Source organism: Achromobacter veterisilvae (assembly GCF_900496975.1).
Taxonomy (GTDB): domain Bacteria; phylum Pseudomonadota; class Gammaproteobacteria; order Burkholderiales; family Burkholderiaceae_B; genus Achromobacter; species Achromobacter veterisilvae.
The window spans coordinates 144,729-163,264 of sequence record NZ_UFQC01000012.1 but is presented as its reverse complement, the minus strand read 5'-3'; the positions used below and the strand labels follow the sequence as shown (position 1 = coordinate 163,264).

Here is an 18,536-nt window from a genome sequence, read left to right as displayed (position 1 = left end):
TCAGTGATGAGTGGCGATCCAGCCGCGGTAGGACGGATGCGTGTTCAGGGTAGCGAAACAATAGCCCTTGCGCTGCAAACCTTCAATCAGCGGCTCCAGCACGGCCGGCGCCCAGGGATCCTGGCGCGACCAGATGCCCAGGTGGGCCAGCAGGATGTCGCCGGGCTTGATGGCGCGCAGCGCCTGGTCCAGCAGGCGGGCGTTGGGGTATTTATCGCTGGGCAGCTCATCGCCCAGGAAGCCGGCCGGCGCCCAGCCCACGTGCTCGAACCCGCAGGCCTTGGCGGCCTGCAGCAGCGCGGGCGAGGTCTTGCCGCCCGGCGCGCGGTACAGCGGGAGCATCTCCTGGCCGGTCATCTGGCGAAAGCGCGTGGCGGAGCGCTTGATCTCGGCGCAATACTGCGCCGCGGTCCATTCGGCGCGCTTGCCCGCGTCCGGGCCGGCGCTGGGCTTGACCCGGAACTTGCCGCCGGGCAGGTCGCCCTGCCAATAGACATGGTCGTACGTGTGCGACCCGAAGACGTGGCCTTCCGCCGCGCGCGCCTTCCACCACGGCGCCCACACGTCGTCCAGGCTGGAGCCGCCGGTCAGCGTGCGCTCGTTGGCCAGGAAGAACGTGGCCTTGACGCGGTGGCGGGCCAGCACCTCGGCCACCAGCGGCGCCACGCCCATGTGGCCGGTGTCGAACGTCAGGTAGACGGGCTTGTCGCAGACTGCCTGTCCGGCGGCGCCGAATGCCGGCGCGGCCAGGGCCAGAACCGCCACCACAGCAAACTTGCGCAGCATGGAGGCCCTTTTTGCCGCCGGGCCGCCCCAAGGCAAAAAGCGCCCCCTCGGGGGGCAGCAAGCACGCATAGCGTGCGCGGCGTGGGGGCTCTTCCCCTTACCTTGTAGGAGCATGGTTCAAGGTCCAGACGCCGTGGGGCGACTTGCCTACCGGCACCTGATTGACGACCTTCTTCTGCTCCAGGTCCACCACGGTGAGCTTGCGCGCCCAGCGGGAAGTGACGAGCAGCGTCTTGCCGTCGGCCAGCACGTCCATACAGTCGGGGCCGCCGGGCACCGGGAAGGTGTCGGTGACGGCAAGCGTCTGCAGGTCGATGCGGCTGATGGAGTTGGCCGTGCGGTTGCTGACGAACAGATGGCGGTGGTCGCCCTGGGCGCGGAAGGCGTGCGCGCCCGCGGCCGTCTTGATGCGCGCCACCAGCTTGGCCGGGCCGTTGCTGACGTCATAGGCCTCGACGTAGGAATCGCCCGTCAGGGCGATCAGCAGCGTCTTCTGGTCGGGCGTCAGGAATACGTCGGCGGGCGTCTTGCCCACCGGCACCGTCCACTTCGGCGTCTGCGTGGCCAGGTCGATGGCGATCAGCTCGTCGCTATCCTGCAGAGTCACGTAGGCCGTCGTGCTCTTCTTGTCGATCATGATGTGGCTGGGCGTCTTGCCCGCCGGGATGCGCTTGACCAGCGTCAGGTCGAACCCCTTTTCCAGCGGCTTCCACGCGTAGATGTCGATATGGTCCAGGCGGTTGGCCGCGGTCACGAACCACTTCATGTCCGGCGAGAACTGCAACTGGTAGGGATCGACGATGCCGGTCAGGGTGCGCTGCACCTCGCCGGTCTTGGGGTCCATCAGCGTGATCGTGTCGCCCGTGGCGTTGGCCACCATGAGCGACTTCTCGTCGGGGGTGAGATACAGGTGGTGCGGTTCCTTGCCGGTGGGCACGCGCCGCAGTTCCTTGTAGGTGGCCGGATCGATGATGCTGACGTTGGCGTCCAGGGAATTCAGGACGAAAATCGGGGCAGATGCCGCCGCAGCGCTAAGCGCCATCCCTACGCCGAACAGGGCGTAGCGGACAAAATGCATGGGGTTCAATTTCTAGGTCCGGCAAGGGAAAATCGGGCAAGGTCCCGACGCTCGCCATTGTAGGCACGGCGACCTGACAAAAGCGCGTCAAACGCGGGTTTCGCGACAAACGCACACGCCTGTTGCGACCCAGCAACAGGCGTGCGCCGATCCCGCCTCCGGCGCCGGAAAAATCATTTGGCGCCAAGGGGTTGCGCGGCCGCGTCGACCCAGTTTCCGGCCCCGATATCGCGCTCGCGCAGCGCCGCCGCGCGCGCCGCGGACGAGGGTCCCAGATCGGCCTCCAGGACGCCGCCCTCGGGCCCCACGACGAAGGATCCGATGCCCGTCTGCCCGTAGCGGACCGGCCAGGCGACGATGCGGTACGAATTGTCTTGGCCGCCGGAAATCACCTTGTAGCGGTATCCGAAATAGGCATCGTCCGGCGGCACGTCAGGCCCCATCGCCAGGGCATCCGGTCCAAAGGCCTGCGGCGGCGAGCCCGGCAGCTCCGGCCAGTACAGGCCGTCCCGCTCGCCCGGGCGGCTGACCAGGCGGGCCGCGTAGCGCCCCTGGCCCACGCCGTCCCGGTAGCGGGCCTGCGCCGCCTGCAACTGGCGCAGGGTTTCGATGGCGGTCAGTTCGTTGCGGCCGATCGCGCGGCGGCGGATTTCGGCCGTGCCGGCCGCCGGATCGAAGCGCCAGCCGTGCCCGGCGCGCACCAGGGGCACCGGCAGGGTCCAGCCCGAATCGCCGACCGCCAGCCAGGAACGGCCGCCGTCGGCCACGATGTCGTGCTTGCGCGACCATGCCGCCAGGAAACGGTAGATGTCGTCCTGCGCCACGCCGCCCGGCACGATCCGATGGTGATTCGGCCCCAGCACCTTGGCCAGCCCGTCGAGGTCGCCGGTGGCCAAGGCGTCGACGAAGGCGTCCGCCGCGGCCTGGGGGCTCGGGTACAGGCTTTGCGCCGCGGCGGGAACCGACAGTCCGAGCGCCAGGGCCGACGCGGCGCCCAGCGCGCGCAAACGGGCAAAAGTCATGAAAACGCTGTTTTCCATGGTGCTTATCTCCGGCCGCCGAAATGTCCGCCACCGCCACCGCCGCGTCCCCCGCCCATGTGCCCCCCGCCGCCGCGCTGGACGCCGCCCTCGCCGCCGCGGCTCACCTCGCCGCGATGGCTCTGCTGCCGCATGCGTTCACCGTTGCCGGCGTCGCTCAGCGCACTGGTGCTGTTGGAGGCGCGGGCCCGGTTGCGCGCGGCCGATTCGTCCGCGCGCTGGCGCTGGGCCGCGGCCTGCCGGTCTTGCGTCGACACGCTGGAAGAAGCCCGGTCGCGCTGCGCCTGTGCGCCGCCCTGGGGCCGTTCGCGCGTGCCCTGCCCCGCCTGGTGCGCCTGGCCTTGCCCGCGGCCCGCGCCGCCGGCTTGCTCCCTGCCGGCCGCGCCCTGCCCCCGTCCGGCGCCCGGCTGGGCATGGCCGGGAATGGCTTGCCCGGTGCGGCCTTCGAAGGACTGCGCCGCGCGTTCGCGGGCGGCGTCGCGGGAACCGGGAGCGGGCGTCCGGCCCGCCTGGCCAGGCTGCTGCTGCGGCCGGTTCTGCAGGCCGGCCTGGCGCTGGCCGTCGAAGCGCTGGCGGCTGGCCTGGTCGGCATACGGCGTATTGCCGCGGTTGGCGGCGTTGTGCTGCCAGGCGACCTTGTTGTTGTTGACGTTGGTCCGGTCTATGCGCTGGTTGACGTTGATGTTGTTGTACCGGTTGACGTCGATGTCGACGTCGTTGTGCCCCCAGTCGAAACCGCCCCACATGGAGTTGACCGCGGCGACGCCCAGGCCGAAACCGATGCCGGCCACCAGCGAGGTGGCGAACACCGAACCCGGCGGCGGCGGGTAGTAATAGGGAGGGTAGGACGGATAGGCCCAGGTGCCATAGACCACGCTAGGGTTATAGCTGGGCACGTAGACCACCTGCGGATCGGCCGGCTGGATCACCACCACCGTCTTGTCATTGGTGGTGCTGGAGGTGACCTTCTGCTGGGACGTGCTTTTCAGGTTGCCCGCGTTCTGGGCCTGGACGCGCAGCCGCTGGGCCGAATCCATGACCGCATCGGGTTGCGCCAGGAACGCGTCGCCCAGGGATTTCACCCAGTCCGGCTGCCGGCCCATCATGTCCATGACCGAGGGAAAGGCCACCAGGGACTTGACGCTGGGGTCCCAGGATTCGCCTTCGACCGCCTTGACGGCCGCGTCGCCGGATTCCGAGGCATGCGCCGCCGACCACTTGGCGGCCGCCGCCACGTCGTCGGGGTAGGTCGCCGCCATGAGTACCTGCGACAGCAGCGAGTCCGGATACAGCGCCACGGGCGCCATCAGTTGATCCAGTTGCGCGTTGTCCAGTTTGGTCTGCGCCACCGCGGGCAGGCAGGCCGCCAGCCCCAGGCATAACCAGCCGATGAACCACCGTTGCAGTCGACGCATTTTCCGTTCTCCGTGAATCGCAAAGCATGACGCCACAAACCAGGAGGAACCTGCCGGATATCGCGGAGATCAATATATGCCTAACGGCGGCGCAGGGGAAGCGCCGCCGAAGGCGGGCTCCAGCATTACAGTTTGGCGACGGAAACCTCGGTGGCCTTGACGAACGCCAGCACCTCGGTGCCTATCTGCAGATCCAGCTCCTTCACGGAACGCGTGGTGATCACGGACGTGACGATGCCGGCGGGCGTCTCGACGTCCACCTCGGACACCACCGGCCCCAGGATGATCTCCTTGATCTTGCCGCGGAACTGGTTGCGGGCGTTGATGGATTGAATGCTCATGGTTCTGCTCCTGAAAGGAAAAGGGCGGCGCCGCCTTGGCGCCTACGTGTGAATAACGGCCTGCGCGGCGTCAGACCGCGAGCCTCAGATGCCGGATCTGGATGACCGGCGCCAACGGCCTGTCCGCATCCGGTGAAGATTCCTGCCCGAGCGCCGCGCGCAGCACTCGCGCCTCCAGGGCGGCGAACGCCGCCGAACCGCGCGCCCGGGGCCGTTCCAGCGCCACGCGCTCGTCGAACACCACGCCGCCCTCGTCCAGGACGAGAATGCGGTCCGCCAGGGCCGCGGCCTCCGCGGCGTCGTGGGTCGCCAGCACGGCCGTGAAGCCCTCCTGCCGCCAGATGTCCTCGACGATCCGCTGCGTCTCGATCCGCGTCAGCGCATCCAGGCCGGCCAGCGGTTCGTCCAGCAGCAAGAGGCCCGGCCGGCGCGCCAACGCCCGCGCCAGCGCGACGCGCTGGCATTGCTCCTTGGACAACTGCGCGGGCCAGTCGCCGCCGCGGTCGCCCAGCCCCACCTGCCGCAGCGCGGCGGCGGCGCGCGTCCGCTCGGGCAGGCCCAAGGCCACGTTCTGCAGCACGCGCTTCCATGGCAGCAAGCGAGCGTCCGCCAGCAGCAGGCGCACGCGGCTGTCGGACGCCCACTGGGGAAAGTTGTCGAACAGCACCGGCGAACGCGCCGGCGCGCCGCCCTGCTCGCCGCTGGGGGATTCCAGGCCGGCCAGCAGGCGCAGCAGGGTGCTCTTGCCGCTTCCGCCGCGTCCCACCACGGCCACGAACTCGCCCGCCGCGATGTCCAGGTCCAGCTCCCGCAGGACGACACGGCCGCCGTGGCGCTTGGCCAGCTTGCGCAAGGTCACGCGCAAGGCGCGCCTGGGCTCGGGGTCTCCGGCGGCCTCCGCGTCCGGCCCGGTCCGCCCCGGAACGTCCAGATGCTGCAACAGTTCGAACTCGTTGGGATTGATGAACATGGCCGCGGCCTCCGCGCCGGCAGTCGCGGGCAGCCCTAGCGGGCCGCCTCCAGCTTCTGCTGATAGTCCGTCTTGACGAAGCCTGCGAAAGACTTCTCGGTCACTTCCAGGAATTCGCGGGACCCGTACGCCGCCGCGATGTCCTTCACAAAGGGCTTGTCGCGGTCCGCCGTCCGGACCGCCACCAGATTCTGGTAGGTGGGCGTGGTCTTCTCCAGCGCCAGCGCCTCGGTCAGCTTCAGGCCCGAGGCCAGCGCGAAGTTGCCGTTGACGAACGAATAGTCCGTGTCCTCGAGCGAGCGGGGCAGTTGCGCCGCCTCCAGCGGAATCAGCTTGATCTTCTTCAGGTTCACGGCCACGTCCTTCTCGGACACCTGCAAGGGGTCGTAGCCTTCGCGCAGTTTCACCCAGCCCAGTTCCTGCAGCACGACGAGTGCGCGCGCCTGGTTGGTCGGATCGTTGGGCACGGCCACGCTCACGCCGTCCGGCGCGGCGTCGACGCTCTTGTACTTCTTGCTGTAGATGGCGATGGGCGCCGTGGGCACCTTCACCAGTTCCGACAGTTCCAGTTTGTTCTTGGCCGCGAAGTTCTGGAGATAGACGATGTGCTGGAACGCATTGGCGTCCAGCGCGCCCTGCGCCAGCGCGAAGTTCGGCTGCACGTAGTCGTTGAACTCGACGATCTTGACGGTATAGCCCTGCTTTTCCAGGATCGGCTTGATGCCGAGCTTGATCTGGTCGCTGTAGGGGCCGGCGGTCGCGCCGAACACGATTTCCTTCTTGGCGGGATCGGCCGCGTGGGCCGCGCCCGACAGCGCCAGCACGGCCAGCGCCGCGCTCAGGATATTGCGGGTGAAAGACATGTCGGTCCTTTGGGTTCAGCGTTTGTCGATGCGTCGCGCGACGGTATTGCCGGCGAACTGGAGGATCTGCACCAGGATGACGAGCAGCGCCACGGTCAGCACCATCACGTCGGTCTGGAAGCGGTAATAGCCATAGCGGATGGCCAGGTCGCCGATGCCGCCGCCGCCCACCACGCCGGCCACCGCCGAATACGACAGGAAGCTGACGGCCAGCACGGTCAGCGCCAGCACCAGGCCGGAACGCGCCTCCACCAGCAGCACGCGGCGCACGATCTGTAGTTCCGACGCCCCGGCGGCGTGGGCGGCTTCGATCACGCCGCGCGGCACTTCGCGCAGGCATTGTTCGACCAGCCGGGCGAAGTAGGGAATGGCCGCGAACGACAGCGGCACCGCGGCCGCCACCGGGCCGATGGACGTGCCGGCGATGACCCGCGTGAACGGCACCAGCGCCACCAGCAGGATGATGAACGGGAAGGAGCGCACGGTATTCACCGTCCAGCTCAGGAGCCGGTGCGCGACGGGCCGGTCCAGCGACTGGCCGGGCCCGGTGAGGAACACCAGCACGCCCAGCGGGCCGCCCAGCAGGATGGACGCCGCCAGCGCGATGGCCAGCATCAGGAAGGTCTGTCCGACCGCCACGCCCAGTTCGGGCAGCAACTGCACAAAGGTTTCCAGCATCACGCGACCTCTTCATAGGGATGGGTGGCTTCACGGATCAGCTCTCGGCCCAGCGCCGACGACAGATGCACGTTGGCACCGGAGATCTCGGCCTGTTCCAGCACCCGGCCGTTCTCCATCACCGCCACGTGGCGGCACAGCGCCCGCACCACGGCCAGTTCGTGCGTCACGATCACGATGGTGACGCCCAGCCGCTTGTTGATGTCGCGCAGCACGCTCAGCACCGAACGCGTGGTTTCCGGATCCAGCGCCGAGGTGGGCTCGTCGCACAACAGCACCGCGGGCTCGCTGGCCAGCGCGCGCGCGATCGCCACCCGCTGCTTCTGTCCGCCGGACAACTGGGCGGGATAACTGGCGGCCTTGTCCGTCAGCCCCACGATCTCCAGGCATTCGCGCACGCGCGCCGCGATCTGCCCGCCGTTGCGCCCGCCGTGCACGCGCAGCGGAAACGCCACGTTCTCGAACACGGTCTCGTTCTGCAGCAGGTTGAACTGCTGGAAGATCATGCCGATGTTCTGGCGCGCGGCGCGCAGGTCGCGCTTGGACAGCGCGGTCAGTTCAGTGCCGGCCACGTGCACGGCGCCTTCGTCCGGACGTTCCAGCAGGTTGATCAGGCGCAGCAGCGTGGATTTCCCCGCGCCGCTCTTGCCGATGATGCCGAAGGTATCGCCGGCCCGGATCGACAGGGAAACGCTGCGCACGGCGTCGAACCGGCCGGCCCGCGTGCCGAACGACTTGCTCACTTCGTCCAGCCTGATCACGGGCTGCGGCACGACGGAGACGTCGGGAAAATTGGAAACTTCGGTCATTGAACGGTCCGTCAGGAATAAGCGGTGGCTTCGGGAAGCTGGTCCAGGAGCGCATAGCGGCCCAGGTCGCGGATCTTGTAGGCGACGGGATCGTGCAGCGTGTGCACCCGGGCGTTGCGCCAGTAGCGGTCGTAGCCATGGCGGGAAGCGGTGGAACTGGCGCCGGTCACGTCGAACAATTCCGATCCCACCTCCAGCGCCGCGCGGTGCGCCAGCACCTTGGCCTGCGCGCCGGCCACGGCCACCTCGCCGCGCTCGCCGGCGGTGACGGACGGGCCGCGGGCCAGCGCCGCGTCGAGCTTCAGCCCCGCCAGGTCGGCCAGCGCCTGCGCGGCCTGCACGCGCAGCCAGAATTCGCCGAAGCGTTCCTGCACGTAGGGGTCGTCGGCATGCCGCTGCACGCCGGCCGCGAACCAGGGCCGGGCGTCCTCGCGCACATAGCGCCGCGCTTCCTGGAGCGCGCCGCGGGCGATGCCCAGGTAGAGATTGGTCATGATCAACTGCGCCACCTGCGAGCGCAGCGTGGCGCGCGCGGTGGGCTCGGCGCCCGGCGCCTGCAGCACGTGCACGGATTCCAGGCGCACGTGGTCGAAACGCACCGTGCCGCTGTCCGTCTGGCGCTGGCCGAAGGCATCCCAGTCGGGGTTGACGGTGATGCCCTCCGTCCCCGTCGGCAGCGCGGCGATGAGCGCCGTGCCCGACGGCTTGTGCCAGGCGGAGAAGGTCAGCAGGTCCGAGCCCACCGAGCCGGAACTGAAACTCTTCACGCCGTCGATCCGGTAGCCGTCCAGCTCGGCGCGCGCGACGACGCGGCGGTCCAGCGGATTGAGCGCGTTGCCCCAGAACAGCTCGCGCTCGACGGTGGGCTGAAGAAAATAGGCATGCTGATCGGGGGTGCCGTACAGCAGCACGCCCGCGATCTGCAGGTGATGGAAACCGAACACGTGCGCCAGGGCGCTGTCGGCTTCGGCCAACCTGCGCACCGCCGCCAGTACCGTCGACCAGTTGGCGCCCGCGCCGCCGTAGGCGGTCGGCACCGACAGCCGCAGCAGGCCGCTGGCGCGAATCAGTTCGCGCTCGGCGGCGGCGTGGCCGCCCAGGCGGTCGCGTTCGACGGCGGTGGCGGCCAACTGCGCCGCCAGCGTTTCCAGCGCGCCGGCGGCGTCGGCCGCGCGCGCGGGCGCGGCCCCGGCATCGGCCGCCGGGCGCGCTTCTTGAGCAGAAGGGATCTTGGCCATCAGTTCATTCCTAAAGCGCGTTCAGGCCGCCACCGGGCCGGGCTCCACCGCAACAGGCGGCGCTCCAGCGCAACGGCCAGCCCATCGGCCGCCCAGCCCAGCGCGGCGTAGAGCAAGACGCCCACCAGCAACACATCGGCCTGCGCCATCAGGCGGCCGATGCCGGACGGCGCCAGGAAGACCTCGAACGCGATGAGCACCAGCCAGACCAGGCCCAGCGCCTGCCGCAAGCCCGTCAGGATCGACGGCAGCGCGCCCGGCAGGACCACGTCGCGATACAGGCGCCATCCGGCCAATCCGCAGGACCGGCCCATCTCGACCAGCGCGGGATCCACCGAACGGACGCCGCGGAAAGCCTGGAAATAGAGGGGAAAGAACGCGCCCAGCGATAGCAGCGTCAATCCGGCGGCATCCTCCGCGCCAAACCACGACAGGACCAGCGGGGCAAGCGCCAGCACGGGAACCGCGCGGGCCGCCCGCAGGATGCCGTCCAGCCAGGCGCCCGCCCGGCGCCAGGCGCCGTTCAGCGTGCCCAGAACCAGGCCTGCCGCGCCGCCCAGGAGCAGGCCGGCCAGCGCGCGCAGCAGACTGTCGCGCACCGGCGGCCAAAGCTCGCCCGACACCGCCAGCGATCCGGCCGCGGACGCGACGGCGGACGGGGCCGGAAGAATGCGGGGCGGCAGCCAGCCCGCCTGCGCGGCCCATTGCCACGCGGCCAGGAGGAGGACGGGCGCGAACCAGGACGCAAACCGCGCCCGCGGGCGGCCGGGATTGCCGGAGCGATCCATCAGCTTGCCGACTCCCTGGGCACCAGCTCGGTCGCCATGACCTCGCCGAAGGGACCGGTCAGCACGGTGCTGCCCGCCTTGCGCGCGTCCTTGCCGGGCAGCAGCGGGAACACCAGCTCGGCGAAGCGGTACGACTCTTCCAGATGCGGATAACCCGAGAAAATGAAGGTGTCGATGCCCAGGTCCGCGTATTCCTGGATGCGCTCGGCCACGGTCTTCGGATCGCCCACCAGCGCGGTGCCCGCGCCGCCGCGCACCAGTCCCACGCCCGCCCACAGGTTCGGCGATATCTCCAGGTGGGAGCGGCCGCCCTTGCCGTCGCCGAGCTTGCCGCCATGCAGCGCGGCCATGCGGCGCTGCCCCTCGGAGTCCATCTTGGCGAACGCCGCCTGCGCGGCGCTCACGGCGTCCTCGCTCAGATGGCTGATGAGGTCTTCCGCGGCGGCCCAGGCCGCCTGTTCGGTCTCGCGCACGACGACGTGCAGGCGGATGCCGAAACGCACGCTGCGGCCATGGCGCGCCGCGCGCTCGCGCACGTCGGCGATCTTGCGGGCCACGGCGTCGGGCGGCTCGCCCCAGGTCAGGTACACGTCCAGTTGTTCGGCGGCCAGGTCGTGGGCCGCCTCCGACGAACCGCCGAAATACAGCGGCGGGTAGGGTTTCTGCACCGGCGGATAGATCACCTTTCCGCCCTTGGAAACCAGTTGCTCGCCTTCAAAGCTGTAGCCTTCGGCCCGATGGCTGTTTTCCAGGATGCCGCGCCAGATCTTCAGGTAGTCGGCCGTGATGGCGTAGCGTTCGTCATGGCTGACGAAGACGCCGTCGCCTTCCAGTTCGCCCGGGTCGCCGCCCGTCACCACGTTGACCAGCAGGCGGCCCTCCGACAGGCGGTCGAAGGTGGCGGCCATGCGGGCGGAAACTTGCGGCGAACTGACGCCGGGCCGGATGGCCACCAGGAACTTCAGCCGGCGCGTCGCGCCGATCAGGCTGGAAGCCACCACCCAGGCATCCTCGCAGGAGCGGCCCGTCGGCAGCAGCACGCCGTCATAGCCCAGGGTGTCCGCGGCCACGGCGATCTGGCGGAAATAGTCGTAGCCGGCCGCGCGCGCGCCGCGGCTGGTGCCCAGGTAGCGCGAATCGCCATGCGTGGGAATGAACCAGAAAACATCCATCGGCGAACTCCGGGGTCAGACGCTGAAGCCGCCCGCAAGCGCGAGCCGGCCCAGGTCATAGGCTTCGTTGACGACGGCGCCGCGCGGCAGCACCTGCTCGGACAGACGGTCCACGGAGTCCTCCAGCCGCAGGCGCACGTCGTCGTCGATATCGGCCAGGCCCTGCTCGTCCACCCGCACTTGCTTGTCGGTGGCATAGACGCCGGCCAGGATGTGGCGCGCGCCCAGCGCGGACAGCACGGGCTTCAGGCCGTACTCCAGCGCCAGCAGGTGCGCGGGACTGCCGCCGGTGGCGATGGGCAGCACCACTTTGCCGGCCAGCGCCTTTTCGTCCAGCAGGTCCAGCACCGCCTTCAACCCGCCCGAAAACGAGGCCTTGTAGACGGGAGTCGAGATCAGCACCGCATCGGCGGCCGCCACCCTGGCCCGCAGCGCGCCCGCCGCGGCGCCGGTGTAATGGCCTTCGATCAGTTCTTCGGCGGGAATGTCGCGCAGGCCCAGTTCGCTGATGCCCAGTCCGCGCGAGCGCAGGATCTGCGCCGCGTGGCGCAGCAGGGCGGAAGAACGGGAACGCGGCGCCGGGCTGCCCGCCAGGGTAAGAATGCTCATGATGTGTCGCCAGGGGCCGGGTTAGAAAGCGGGAACGAGGGAACCCTTGAATTCCTTCTCGATGTAGGCCCGCACCTCGGGCGATTGATAGGCCGAAACCAGCTTCTTCACCCAGGGCTGGTCGCGGTCCTTGGTGCGCACGGCGATCAGGTTGGCGTACGGGCCATCGGCGGCCTCGCGCCCGATCGCATCGCGGGCCGGCACCAGGCCCGCCTGTTCGGCGTAGTCGTTGTTGATGGATGCGGCGGTCAGGTCGTCCAGCGAGCGCGGCAATTGCGCGGCGTCCAGGGCCACCAGCTTGAGCTTGCGCGGGTTGGACACGACATCCAGCGGCGTCGCGTTGTTCTTCTGCTCGGCCTCGGGCTTGAGCGTGATGAGCTTGTACGCGGCCAGCAGGCGCAGGGCCCGGTTGCCGTTGGAGGGATCGTTCTGGATGCCCACCGAGGCGCCCTCGGGCAGTTGGTCCAGGGACTTTATCTTGCGCGAATAGAACCCGAGGGGAGCGGTCACCGTCAGGCCCACGGGAACGATGTCGAAGCCGCGCGCCTTGATCTGGTTGTCCAGGAAGGGCTTGTGCTGGAACGCGTTGGCGTCGAGGTCGCCGGCGTTGAGCGCGGCGTTGGGAAGCTGGTAGTCGTTGAACTTGACCAGCTTGATCTGCAGGCCGTCGCGGGCGGCCACTTTCTGCACGACTTCGAAAATCTTCTCCGCGGTGCCGACGGATATGCCTACGGTGATAGAGGGCTTGTCCTGCGCATGCGCGCCGGCGGTGAATGCAAGGGCCAGCGCGGCGGTGGAAAACAAGCGGCGTAACGGGGACATGGAATCGTTTCCGGGTTTATTGAAGAGACCGGTTGATTCTGTCATCGCATCGCGGCCGGCAAAAATACTTAGTCGGCATGACCTTATGTCGGAGCGCGCCAATCCGCTAGGCGGGAACCGCGCGCGGGGCGGCGCCCGCGTGCGCTTCCGGCAGCCTTCCCCTGCCCGGCCCGAACAGTTTCTCCCGCAGCGGACCGTCCGCGTACGCCGTCTTGTACGATCCGCGCGACTGAAGTTCCGGAATGACCAGGTCTATGAAATCCTCGTAGCATTCGGGCGTCACTGTCCTGGCGAGATTGAAGCCGTCGATATCCGTTTCGGCCACCCAGGATTCGAGTTCGTCCGCGATCTGCGCGGCGCTGCCGACCAGCGCGGGATAGCGGCCGCCCAGCGCCATGTCCGCCAGCAGATCGCGCACCGTGCGGTCCGTCCTGGCGACCGTCAGGCTCTTCACCGCCGATTCGATGGCGTTGTTCTTCACGTAGCGGATCGGCTCGTCCGGCCCATAGCGGGAAAAGTCGATGCCGGTGGAGCTGGCGTAGTGGGCCAGGCCCGCCTCGGGATTCGCGTAGCGCAGATAGTCGGCGTGCTTTTCCCGGGCCAGGGCTTCCGTTCCGCCGGCAACCGCCGTGACGCCCATGAAAAACTTGATGTCGCGCGGGTCGCGGCCCTCGCGCGCGGCCGATTCCCGTATGTCCGCCACCAGTTTGCGCAGGCCCTCCTTGGTCTGGCTGGACACGAACACGCATTCGGCGTGGCGGGCGGCGAACGCCTGGCCGCGGCCGGACGAGCCGGCCTGGTACAGCACGGGCGTGCGCTGCGGCGAGGGCTCGGACAGGTGATAGCCCTGGACGCTGTAGTACTTGCCGGCGTGGTCCACTCGCCGGACCGCCCCGGGGTCCGCATAGACGCGGGCGCGCCTGTCGGCCCTCACCGCGCCCTCGTCCCAACTGCCTTCCCACAGTTTGTAGGCCACTTCCAGGAACTCGTCGGCGCGGTCGTAGCGTTCGTCGTGCGCGATCTGCTCGGACAGGCCCATGGCGCGCGCCGCGCTTTCCAGATAGCCGGTGACGATGTTCCAGCCGATGCGTCCGCCGGTCAGGTGGTCCAGGGTCGAGAAGCGGCGCGCCAGCAGGTAAGGCGCTTCGTAGGTCAGGTTCACCGTCACCCCGAATCCCAGGTGGCGCGTGGCGGCGGCCATGGCCGAAACCGTCAACAGGGGATCGTTCACGGGCAACTGGATGGACTCGCGCAGCGTCAGATCGGCCGAATCCCGATAGACGTCGTACACGCCCACGATGTCCGCCAGGAACAGGCCGTCGAACAGGCCGCGTTCCAGCAGGCGCGCGAGGTCCGTCCAGTAATCCAGCGTCTTGTACTGGACGGAGTTATCGCGCGGATGCGTCCACAACCCGTGGTTGATGTGTCCGACGCAATTCATGTTGAACGCGTTCAGGAGGATTTTCTTCTTCGCCATCGCGGCCCGCTCCAACGGATTTCAGGTAGTGCCGACGCGCGCGGGCGCCGCGTCGTTCAAGTAGTAGTTGCCCACGGCATGCAGCTTCCAGCGCACGGGGTCGTGCAAGGTGTGCGTGCGGGCATTGCGCCAGTGCCGGTCCAGGTTCAGAGGGTCCAGCGTCGACTGCGTGCCGGCGAGTTCGAAGAGCTTGCTGCCCGCGGCCAGCGAGGCCTCGGTCGTCAGCACCCGGGCCTCCGCCACCGCGATGGCGGCCGCGGCCACGTTCTGCGGCGACGCGTCGGCGGTGGCGGCGTCCAGGATCCGGCCGGCGCGCGCGACCAGGGCGCGCGCGGCATCCAGCCGGATGGACAGGCGCCCGAATTCGCCGATCGTGAGCGGGTCGTCGGACGCGCGTTCGACGCCGGCGTCGACCCAGGGGCGCGAGCGCTCGCGCACGAAATCCACGGCGTCGGCCAGCGCGGCCTGCCCGATTCCCAGGTCGATCGCGGCGTGGATGATCTGCGCCAGCGGCTTGATAGTGTTGGCGGGCGCGGCCGGGTCCGTCAGCACCATCACGTTTTCGTCCGGCACGGCGACGTTCTTGAACAGCACCGTGCCGCTGCCCGTCACGCGCTGGCCGAAACCCGACCAGTCGTCGATGATTTCCACCCCCGGGCTGTCGCGCCGCACGAAGGCCAGGCGCTGAATCCCGTCTTCGCCCACCGTCGCGGTGGGAACCCATTGGGCGTAGAGCGCGCCGGTGCAATAGAACTTGCTGCCGTCGATGCGCCATCCTCCCTGGGGATCCGCCGTCAGGCGCGTGCGGCGCTCCGCCGCGGTCCGGGTGCCGATCTCGGCCAGCGCGTTGCCGAAGCGCTCGCCCGCCAGCGCGCGGGCATAGAAGCGCCGCTGCTGGTCCGCGCTGCCGTTCACGCGCAGGACCTCCAGCGCGTAGTAGTGGTTCTGGGGGATCTGCCCCAACGAACCGTCGGCGCGGGAGATGATCGCCGTCACCTCCGCCAGGGTGGCGCGGGACACGCCCGCGCCGCCATGCTCCCGCGGCACGGTGATGCCCCACAGGCCGGACTGCGAGTAGCGCTCCAGCTCCGGCAGCGGCAGGCGGCGTTCGCGGTCGCGCTGCGAAGCTTCGCGGACGAAATCCGCGGCCAGCGCCCGGGCGGTCTCCAGCGCCTGGGCGTCGGTTTCGATGACGGCGGCGCGGCGAGGGGCCAGCGAGGAGACGTTGTCGTGGGACATGGATTCAGATCCAGGAATGGCGGTTGGGCCGCCGGCCGTTCAGCACGTAATCCCCGACCGCGTGGTATTTCCAGCGCACGGGATCGTGCAGCGTGTGCGTGCGCGCGTTGCGCCAATGGCGGTCCAGGTTGAATTCGGACAGCGATGAACGCGCGCCGGACAGCTCGAAGAGTTTTTCGCCCGCGGCCAGCGCAATCTCGGTCGTCAGCGCCTTGGCCCGCGCTACCGAGATGGACGCGGCGGCCGCGCCATCGGCGTCCAGCGGACGTTGCCCGGCATCGTCCAGGTGGCGGGCGGCTTCGTCCAGAACGGCCCGGGCGGCATGCAGTTCGATGTGCAGCCGGCCGACGTCCGCGATCACATAGGGGTCGTCCGTCGCGCGTTCGACACCCGCTTCCGCCCAGGGGCGCGAGCGTTCGCGCAGGAACGTCACCGCGTCCCGCAGCGCGCCTTGCGCGATGCCGGCGTCGATGGCCGCCTGCATTAGCTGCGCGAAGGCGCCTTGCAGCGTCGGGCTGTCCTGCACGGTCCATGCGGGAAGGATGCTGCCCGCCTCGACGCGCACATTGTCCAGCAGCACGGTGCCGCTGGCGGTGGTGCGCTGCCCGAAGCTGGACCAGTCGTCCACGACCGCGAGGCCCGGCGCGCCGCGTTCCAGCACCACGGTGACCAGGCGGCCTTCCGCGTCCAGCGCCTTGGTGGGAATCCAGTGCGCGAACAGCGCGCCGGTGGAGTAGAACTTGCGCCCGCTCAGGCGAAATCCGTCGCCGTCCGGGGTCAGGCGCGCCTGGATGTCGCGCGCATGGCGCGTGTGCCGTTCCGGCCCCGCGTTGCCCAGCCGGCGGCCCGCCAGCACGCCCTCGTAATAGCGGCGTTTCTGCGCCGGCGTACCGGTCAGCCGCAGCAGGTTGAGCGCGCCGAAGTGATTTTGCGGAATCTGGCCCAGCGAGGGATCCGCTTCGCTGACGATGCAGAACACTTCGGCCAGCGTCGCGTGCGAGACCTGCGCTCCGCCGAACTCGCGGGGCACGGTGATGCCACCCAGCCCGCTGGCCGAATAGCGTTCGATCTCGCGCCACGGCAGGCTGCGTTCCAGATCGCGCGCCGCCGCGCCCTGGGCGAAGTCGACGGCCAGCGCGCGCGCGGCCTCGATGGCCTGGGCATCGCTCTCGATCCTGGCGGCGGGGACGACCCGCGGCGCCTCGTCGTCTTCCTGGGCGGTAGAGGGGCTTGAAGCTTGCGGCATGTTTCGCCCTGCGGTTGGGGAAAGCATGCAGCCTAAGACGGCGCGCCGGCCCGCGGAAGAACTGATTTCGCATGGGGATATTTGGAATCGGTATATGCGGCGCAAGCCCGCGCCGCGCATATCGAAATCACCAATCGGTGTTTGTGCTGCGTCCGACCTCTTGCTTAGAGTCGAGGCTTTCTTTCCGACCGAAGGACGCTTCCATGACGCCGCCTGTTCCTCCCGTTCCGGACCCGCAAGCCAGCGCCTTGCACCGCTGGCTCATGGCGGCGGGCGCGCTGATGGGCACCGGCGCGCTCTTTCCCAACGTGGTCTGCGCGCCGCCGCGTGCAGGCCTGCCCACCCCTCCTCTCCAGGAGCCGGCGCCTTGCGCCGACGCGCTGCGCGGGACAGCCTGAAACCCGCGTCCGCCTCGTCCTTATGCTGGACTGGATTGCGCCCGGCGGCGGGCCTATACTGGATCGGCCGCTGCCCGGGATTCCTTTTCCTAAAGGAGAGGCAACATGTACAAGCACTTGCTCATCGCCGTGGACGGTTCGCTCCTGTCCGAGTCGGCCTTCAAGCGCGCTCTTGTTTTCGCCAAGGAAATGGGAGCCACGGTCACGCTCATCCGCGCCATCCCGGAAGACCATCTGCTGATCTACCAGGCCGAGATGCTGGGCACCACGCAGGCGCATCACACCGATCAGGCGCGCAAGAACGCGCAAACGTATCTGGACGGCCTGGAAGCGGAGGCCCGCCACGCGCTCGTTCCCTGCAACGCCGTCGTCACGGTCAACGACCATCCCCATGAAGCCATCGTCGAAACGGCGCAGAGCCAGGGCTGCGACCTGATCATCATGGGCTCGCACGGCCGCCATGGCATGACGGGATTCCTGCTGGGCAGCGAAACCCAGCGCGTGTTGGCGCACACTCGCCTGCCGGTGCTGGTGTTCCGCTAGAAGCCGGCCGGCTCAGCCGGCGGCGGCCAGCGCGTGCTGGAAGGTGAAGCTGTCGGCGTACATATGGTCCAGGCTGGCGCCGCGGGCGGCCAGCAGATGCTTGGCCTGCCGGATCATCTCCGGCGCCCCGCAAAGGTAGAACGCGTGCTCGGAGAGGTCCTCGTGGTCTTCCAGGACAGCCTGCTGCACGTGGCCGCGCCGCCCCTGCCAGCCGGCGCCCGCGCGCGACAGCACCGGCACGAAATTGAACTCGTACAGGCGCCCCGCCCAGCCTTCGATCACGTCGCGCAGGTACAGGTCGGCCTCGGTGCGCATGCCCCAGTACAGCGTGACCGGCGGGCAGTCCTCATTGTCCAGCAGCGATTCCAGGATGGCCTTGATCGGCGCGATGCCGGTGCCGGTGGCCATCATGATGAGCGGCCGCCAGTCTTCCTCGTGGTAGCTGAACACGCCGAGCGGCGCCTCGATCTCCACGCCGGCGCCCGCTTGCGCCTGCCCCAGCCAATGGTCGGTGTAGCGTCCTCCCGGGATGCGGCGCACGTGGAAATCCACCAGGTTGCCCGCCGGCGCGGAAGCCATGGAAAAACTGCGCGTTTCGCCGTCGGGCAGCACCACGTTCATGTACTGGCCGGGCACGTAGTCCAGGCCCGGCTCGGGCAGCGCCAGGGTCAGGTGGATGACGTCGTCGCAAAACCGCTCGAGGCGGTGGATGGTGGCCGGCAGGCGGCGCGGCTCCGGAAACGACTGCCGGCTGCTGGCCACGCTGATGCGCAGATCGCCGAGCGGCCGGGCCTGGCAGGCGAGCGCGTAGCCGTCGGCCGCCTCTTCCGGCGTCAGCGCCATCGGGAATTCGTCGTACGCGACGGCGCCCGACTCCAGCTTGATGCGGCAGGTGCCGCAGCCGCCGAAGGTGCACTCGTGCGGCAGTTTCACCGCCGAGCGCTCGGCGGCCTGCAGCACGGATTCGCCTTCTTCGACGTGGAACGCCTCGTCGGTTTCCAGGATATGCACTCGGTATGCCATG

The 18,536-nt window shown here is 69.0% G+C and carries 20 protein-coding genes; 2 read left to right on the top strand and 18 right to left on the bottom strand.

All coding sequences use genetic code 11. The annotated features are described in order from the left end of the window. The 17 genes from AVE30378_RS13665 to AVE30378_RS13585 all read right to left on the bottom strand — a co-directional run bounded on the left by AVE30378_RS13665 (position 1) and on the right by AVE30378_RS13585 (position 16,571). Positions 1 to 786 carry a polysaccharide deacetylase family protein gene (locus AVE30378_RS13665; protein ID WP_129241414.1) on the bottom strand — a complete coding sequence of 262 codons (786 nt, stop codon included), beginning with the start codon at positions 784 to 786 and terminating at the stop codon, positions 1 to 3. Positions 787 to 883: 97 nt separating this feature from the next. Beyond that, positions 884 to 1,864 (bottom strand): YVTN family beta-propeller repeat protein, encoded by a 981-nt coding sequence (locus AVE30378_RS13660; protein WP_165360181.1) that lies wholly within the window; start codon positions 1,862 to 1,864, stop codon positions 884 to 886. A gap of 173 nt (positions 1,865 to 2,037) precedes the next feature. Continuing rightward, entirely contained in the window at positions 2,038 to 2,904 is an 867-nt protein-coding gene (locus tag AVE30378_RS13655) for a DUF2950 family protein (protein ID WP_244235036.1), read from the bottom strand. Between the two features lie 5 nt (positions 2,905 to 2,909). Further along, positions 2,910 to 4,319 carry a DUF3300 domain-containing protein gene (locus tag AVE30378_RS13650; protein ID WP_129241412.1) on the bottom strand — a complete coding sequence of 470 codons (1,410 nt, stop codon included), beginning with the start codon at positions 4,317 to 4,319 and terminating at the stop codon, positions 2,910 to 2,912. 125 nt (positions 4,320 to 4,444) lie between these two features. Further along, on the bottom strand, positions 4,445 to 4,660 hold the full coding sequence (locus AVE30378_RS13645) for a TOBE domain-containing protein (protein WP_129241411.1): 216 nt from the start codon (positions 4,658 to 4,660) through the stop codon (positions 4,445 to 4,447). A gap of 70 nt (positions 4,661 to 4,730) precedes the next feature. Beyond that, positions 4,731 to 5,630: an ATP-binding cassette domain-containing protein gene (locus AVE30378_RS13640; RefSeq protein WP_129241410.1), complete on the bottom strand. Its 900-nt coding sequence runs from the start codon at positions 5,628 to 5,630 to the stop codon at positions 4,731 to 4,733. A gap of 35 nt (positions 5,631 to 5,665) precedes the next feature. Further along, complete coding sequence (locus AVE30378_RS13635; RefSeq protein ID WP_129241409.1) at positions 5,666 to 6,493, bottom strand: MetQ/NlpA family ABC transporter substrate-binding protein; 828 nt, start codon at positions 6,491 to 6,493, stop codon at positions 5,666 to 5,668. 15 nt (positions 6,494 to 6,508) lie between these two features. Then, complete coding sequence (locus tag AVE30378_RS13630) at positions 6,509 to 7,171, bottom strand: methionine ABC transporter permease (RefSeq protein WP_129241408.1); 663 nt, start codon at positions 7,169 to 7,171, stop codon at positions 6,509 to 6,511. Then, on the bottom strand, positions 7,171 to 7,980 hold the full coding sequence (locus tag AVE30378_RS13625; RefSeq protein WP_129241407.1) for a methionine ABC transporter ATP-binding protein: 810 nt from the start codon (positions 7,978 to 7,980) through the stop codon (positions 7,171 to 7,173). The genes AVE30378_RS13630 and AVE30378_RS13625 overlap by 1 nt, the downstream gene beginning before the upstream one ends. 11 nt (positions 7,981 to 7,991) lie before the next feature. Next, positions 7,992 to 9,218, bottom strand: coding sequence for an acyl-CoA dehydrogenase family protein (locus AVE30378_RS13620; RefSeq protein WP_129241406.1), 1,227 nt, complete (start codon positions 9,216 to 9,218; stop codon positions 7,992 to 7,994). After that, positions 9,218 to 10,006: an ABC transporter permease subunit gene (locus AVE30378_RS13615; protein ID WP_129241405.1), complete on the bottom strand. Its 789-nt coding sequence runs from the start codon at positions 10,004 to 10,006 to the stop codon at positions 9,218 to 9,220. Before AVE30378_RS13615 ends, AVE30378_RS13620 begins: the two co-directional genes overlap by 1 nt. Further along, entirely contained in the window at positions 10,006 to 11,178 is a 1,173-nt protein-coding gene (gene ssuD / locus AVE30378_RS13610; protein WP_129241404.1) for an FMNH2-dependent alkanesulfonate monooxygenase, read from the bottom strand. The genes AVE30378_RS13615 and ssuD overlap by 1 nt, the downstream gene beginning before the upstream one ends. A gap of 15 nt (positions 11,179 to 11,193) precedes the next feature. Then, the gene (gene ssuE / locus AVE30378_RS13605; protein ID WP_129241403.1) at positions 11,194 to 11,787 is read right to left on the bottom strand and encodes an NADPH-dependent FMN reductase; all 594 of its coding nucleotides are present in this window, start codon (positions 11,785 to 11,787) and stop codon (positions 11,194 to 11,196) included. A gap of 21 nt (positions 11,788 to 11,808) precedes the next feature. After that, positions 11,809 to 12,609, bottom strand: coding sequence for a MetQ/NlpA family ABC transporter substrate-binding protein (locus tag AVE30378_RS13600; RefSeq protein WP_129241402.1), 801 nt, complete (start codon positions 12,607 to 12,609; stop codon positions 11,809 to 11,811). 106 nt (positions 12,610 to 12,715) lie between these two features. Beyond that, the gene (locus tag AVE30378_RS13595) at positions 12,716 to 14,086 is read right to left on the bottom strand and encodes an LLM class flavin-dependent oxidoreductase (RefSeq protein ID WP_129241401.1); all 1,371 of its coding nucleotides are present in this window, start codon (positions 14,084 to 14,086) and stop codon (positions 12,716 to 12,718) included. A 21-nt stretch (positions 14,087 to 14,107) separates the two neighbouring features. Further along, on the bottom strand, positions 14,108 to 15,325 hold the full coding sequence (locus AVE30378_RS13590; RefSeq protein ID WP_129241400.1) for an SfnB family sulfur acquisition oxidoreductase: 1,218 nt from the start codon (positions 15,323 to 15,325) through the stop codon (positions 14,108 to 14,110). Positions 15,326 to 15,329: 4 nt separating this feature from the next. Next, positions 15,330 to 16,571, bottom strand: coding sequence for an SfnB family sulfur acquisition oxidoreductase (locus AVE30378_RS13585; protein ID WP_129241399.1), 1,242 nt, complete (start codon positions 16,569 to 16,571; stop codon positions 15,330 to 15,332). Positions 16,572 to 16,774: 203 nt separating this feature from the next. Here AVE30378_RS13585 and AVE30378_RS13580 point away from each other — a divergent pair, with 203 nt between their 5' ends. Both AVE30378_RS13580 and AVE30378_RS13575 read left to right on the top strand, forming a co-directional pair. Beyond that, entirely contained in the window at positions 16,775 to 16,969 is a 195-nt protein-coding gene (locus tag AVE30378_RS13580) for a hypothetical protein (RefSeq protein WP_129241398.1), read from the top strand. Positions 16,970 to 17,074: 105 nt separating this feature from the next. Next, the gene (locus AVE30378_RS13575) at positions 17,075 to 17,512 is read left to right on the top strand and encodes a universal stress protein (protein ID WP_129241397.1); all 438 of its coding nucleotides are present in this window, start codon (positions 17,075 to 17,077) and stop codon (positions 17,510 to 17,512) included. Between the two features lie 12 nt (positions 17,513 to 17,524). Here AVE30378_RS13575 and AVE30378_RS13570 read toward each other — a convergent pair whose 3' ends face one another. After that, positions 17,525 to 18,535, bottom strand: coding sequence for a 2Fe-2S iron-sulfur cluster-binding protein (locus AVE30378_RS13570; protein ID WP_129241396.1), 1,011 nt, complete (start codon positions 18,533 to 18,535; stop codon positions 17,525 to 17,527). Position 18,536: the final 1 nt, after the last annotated feature.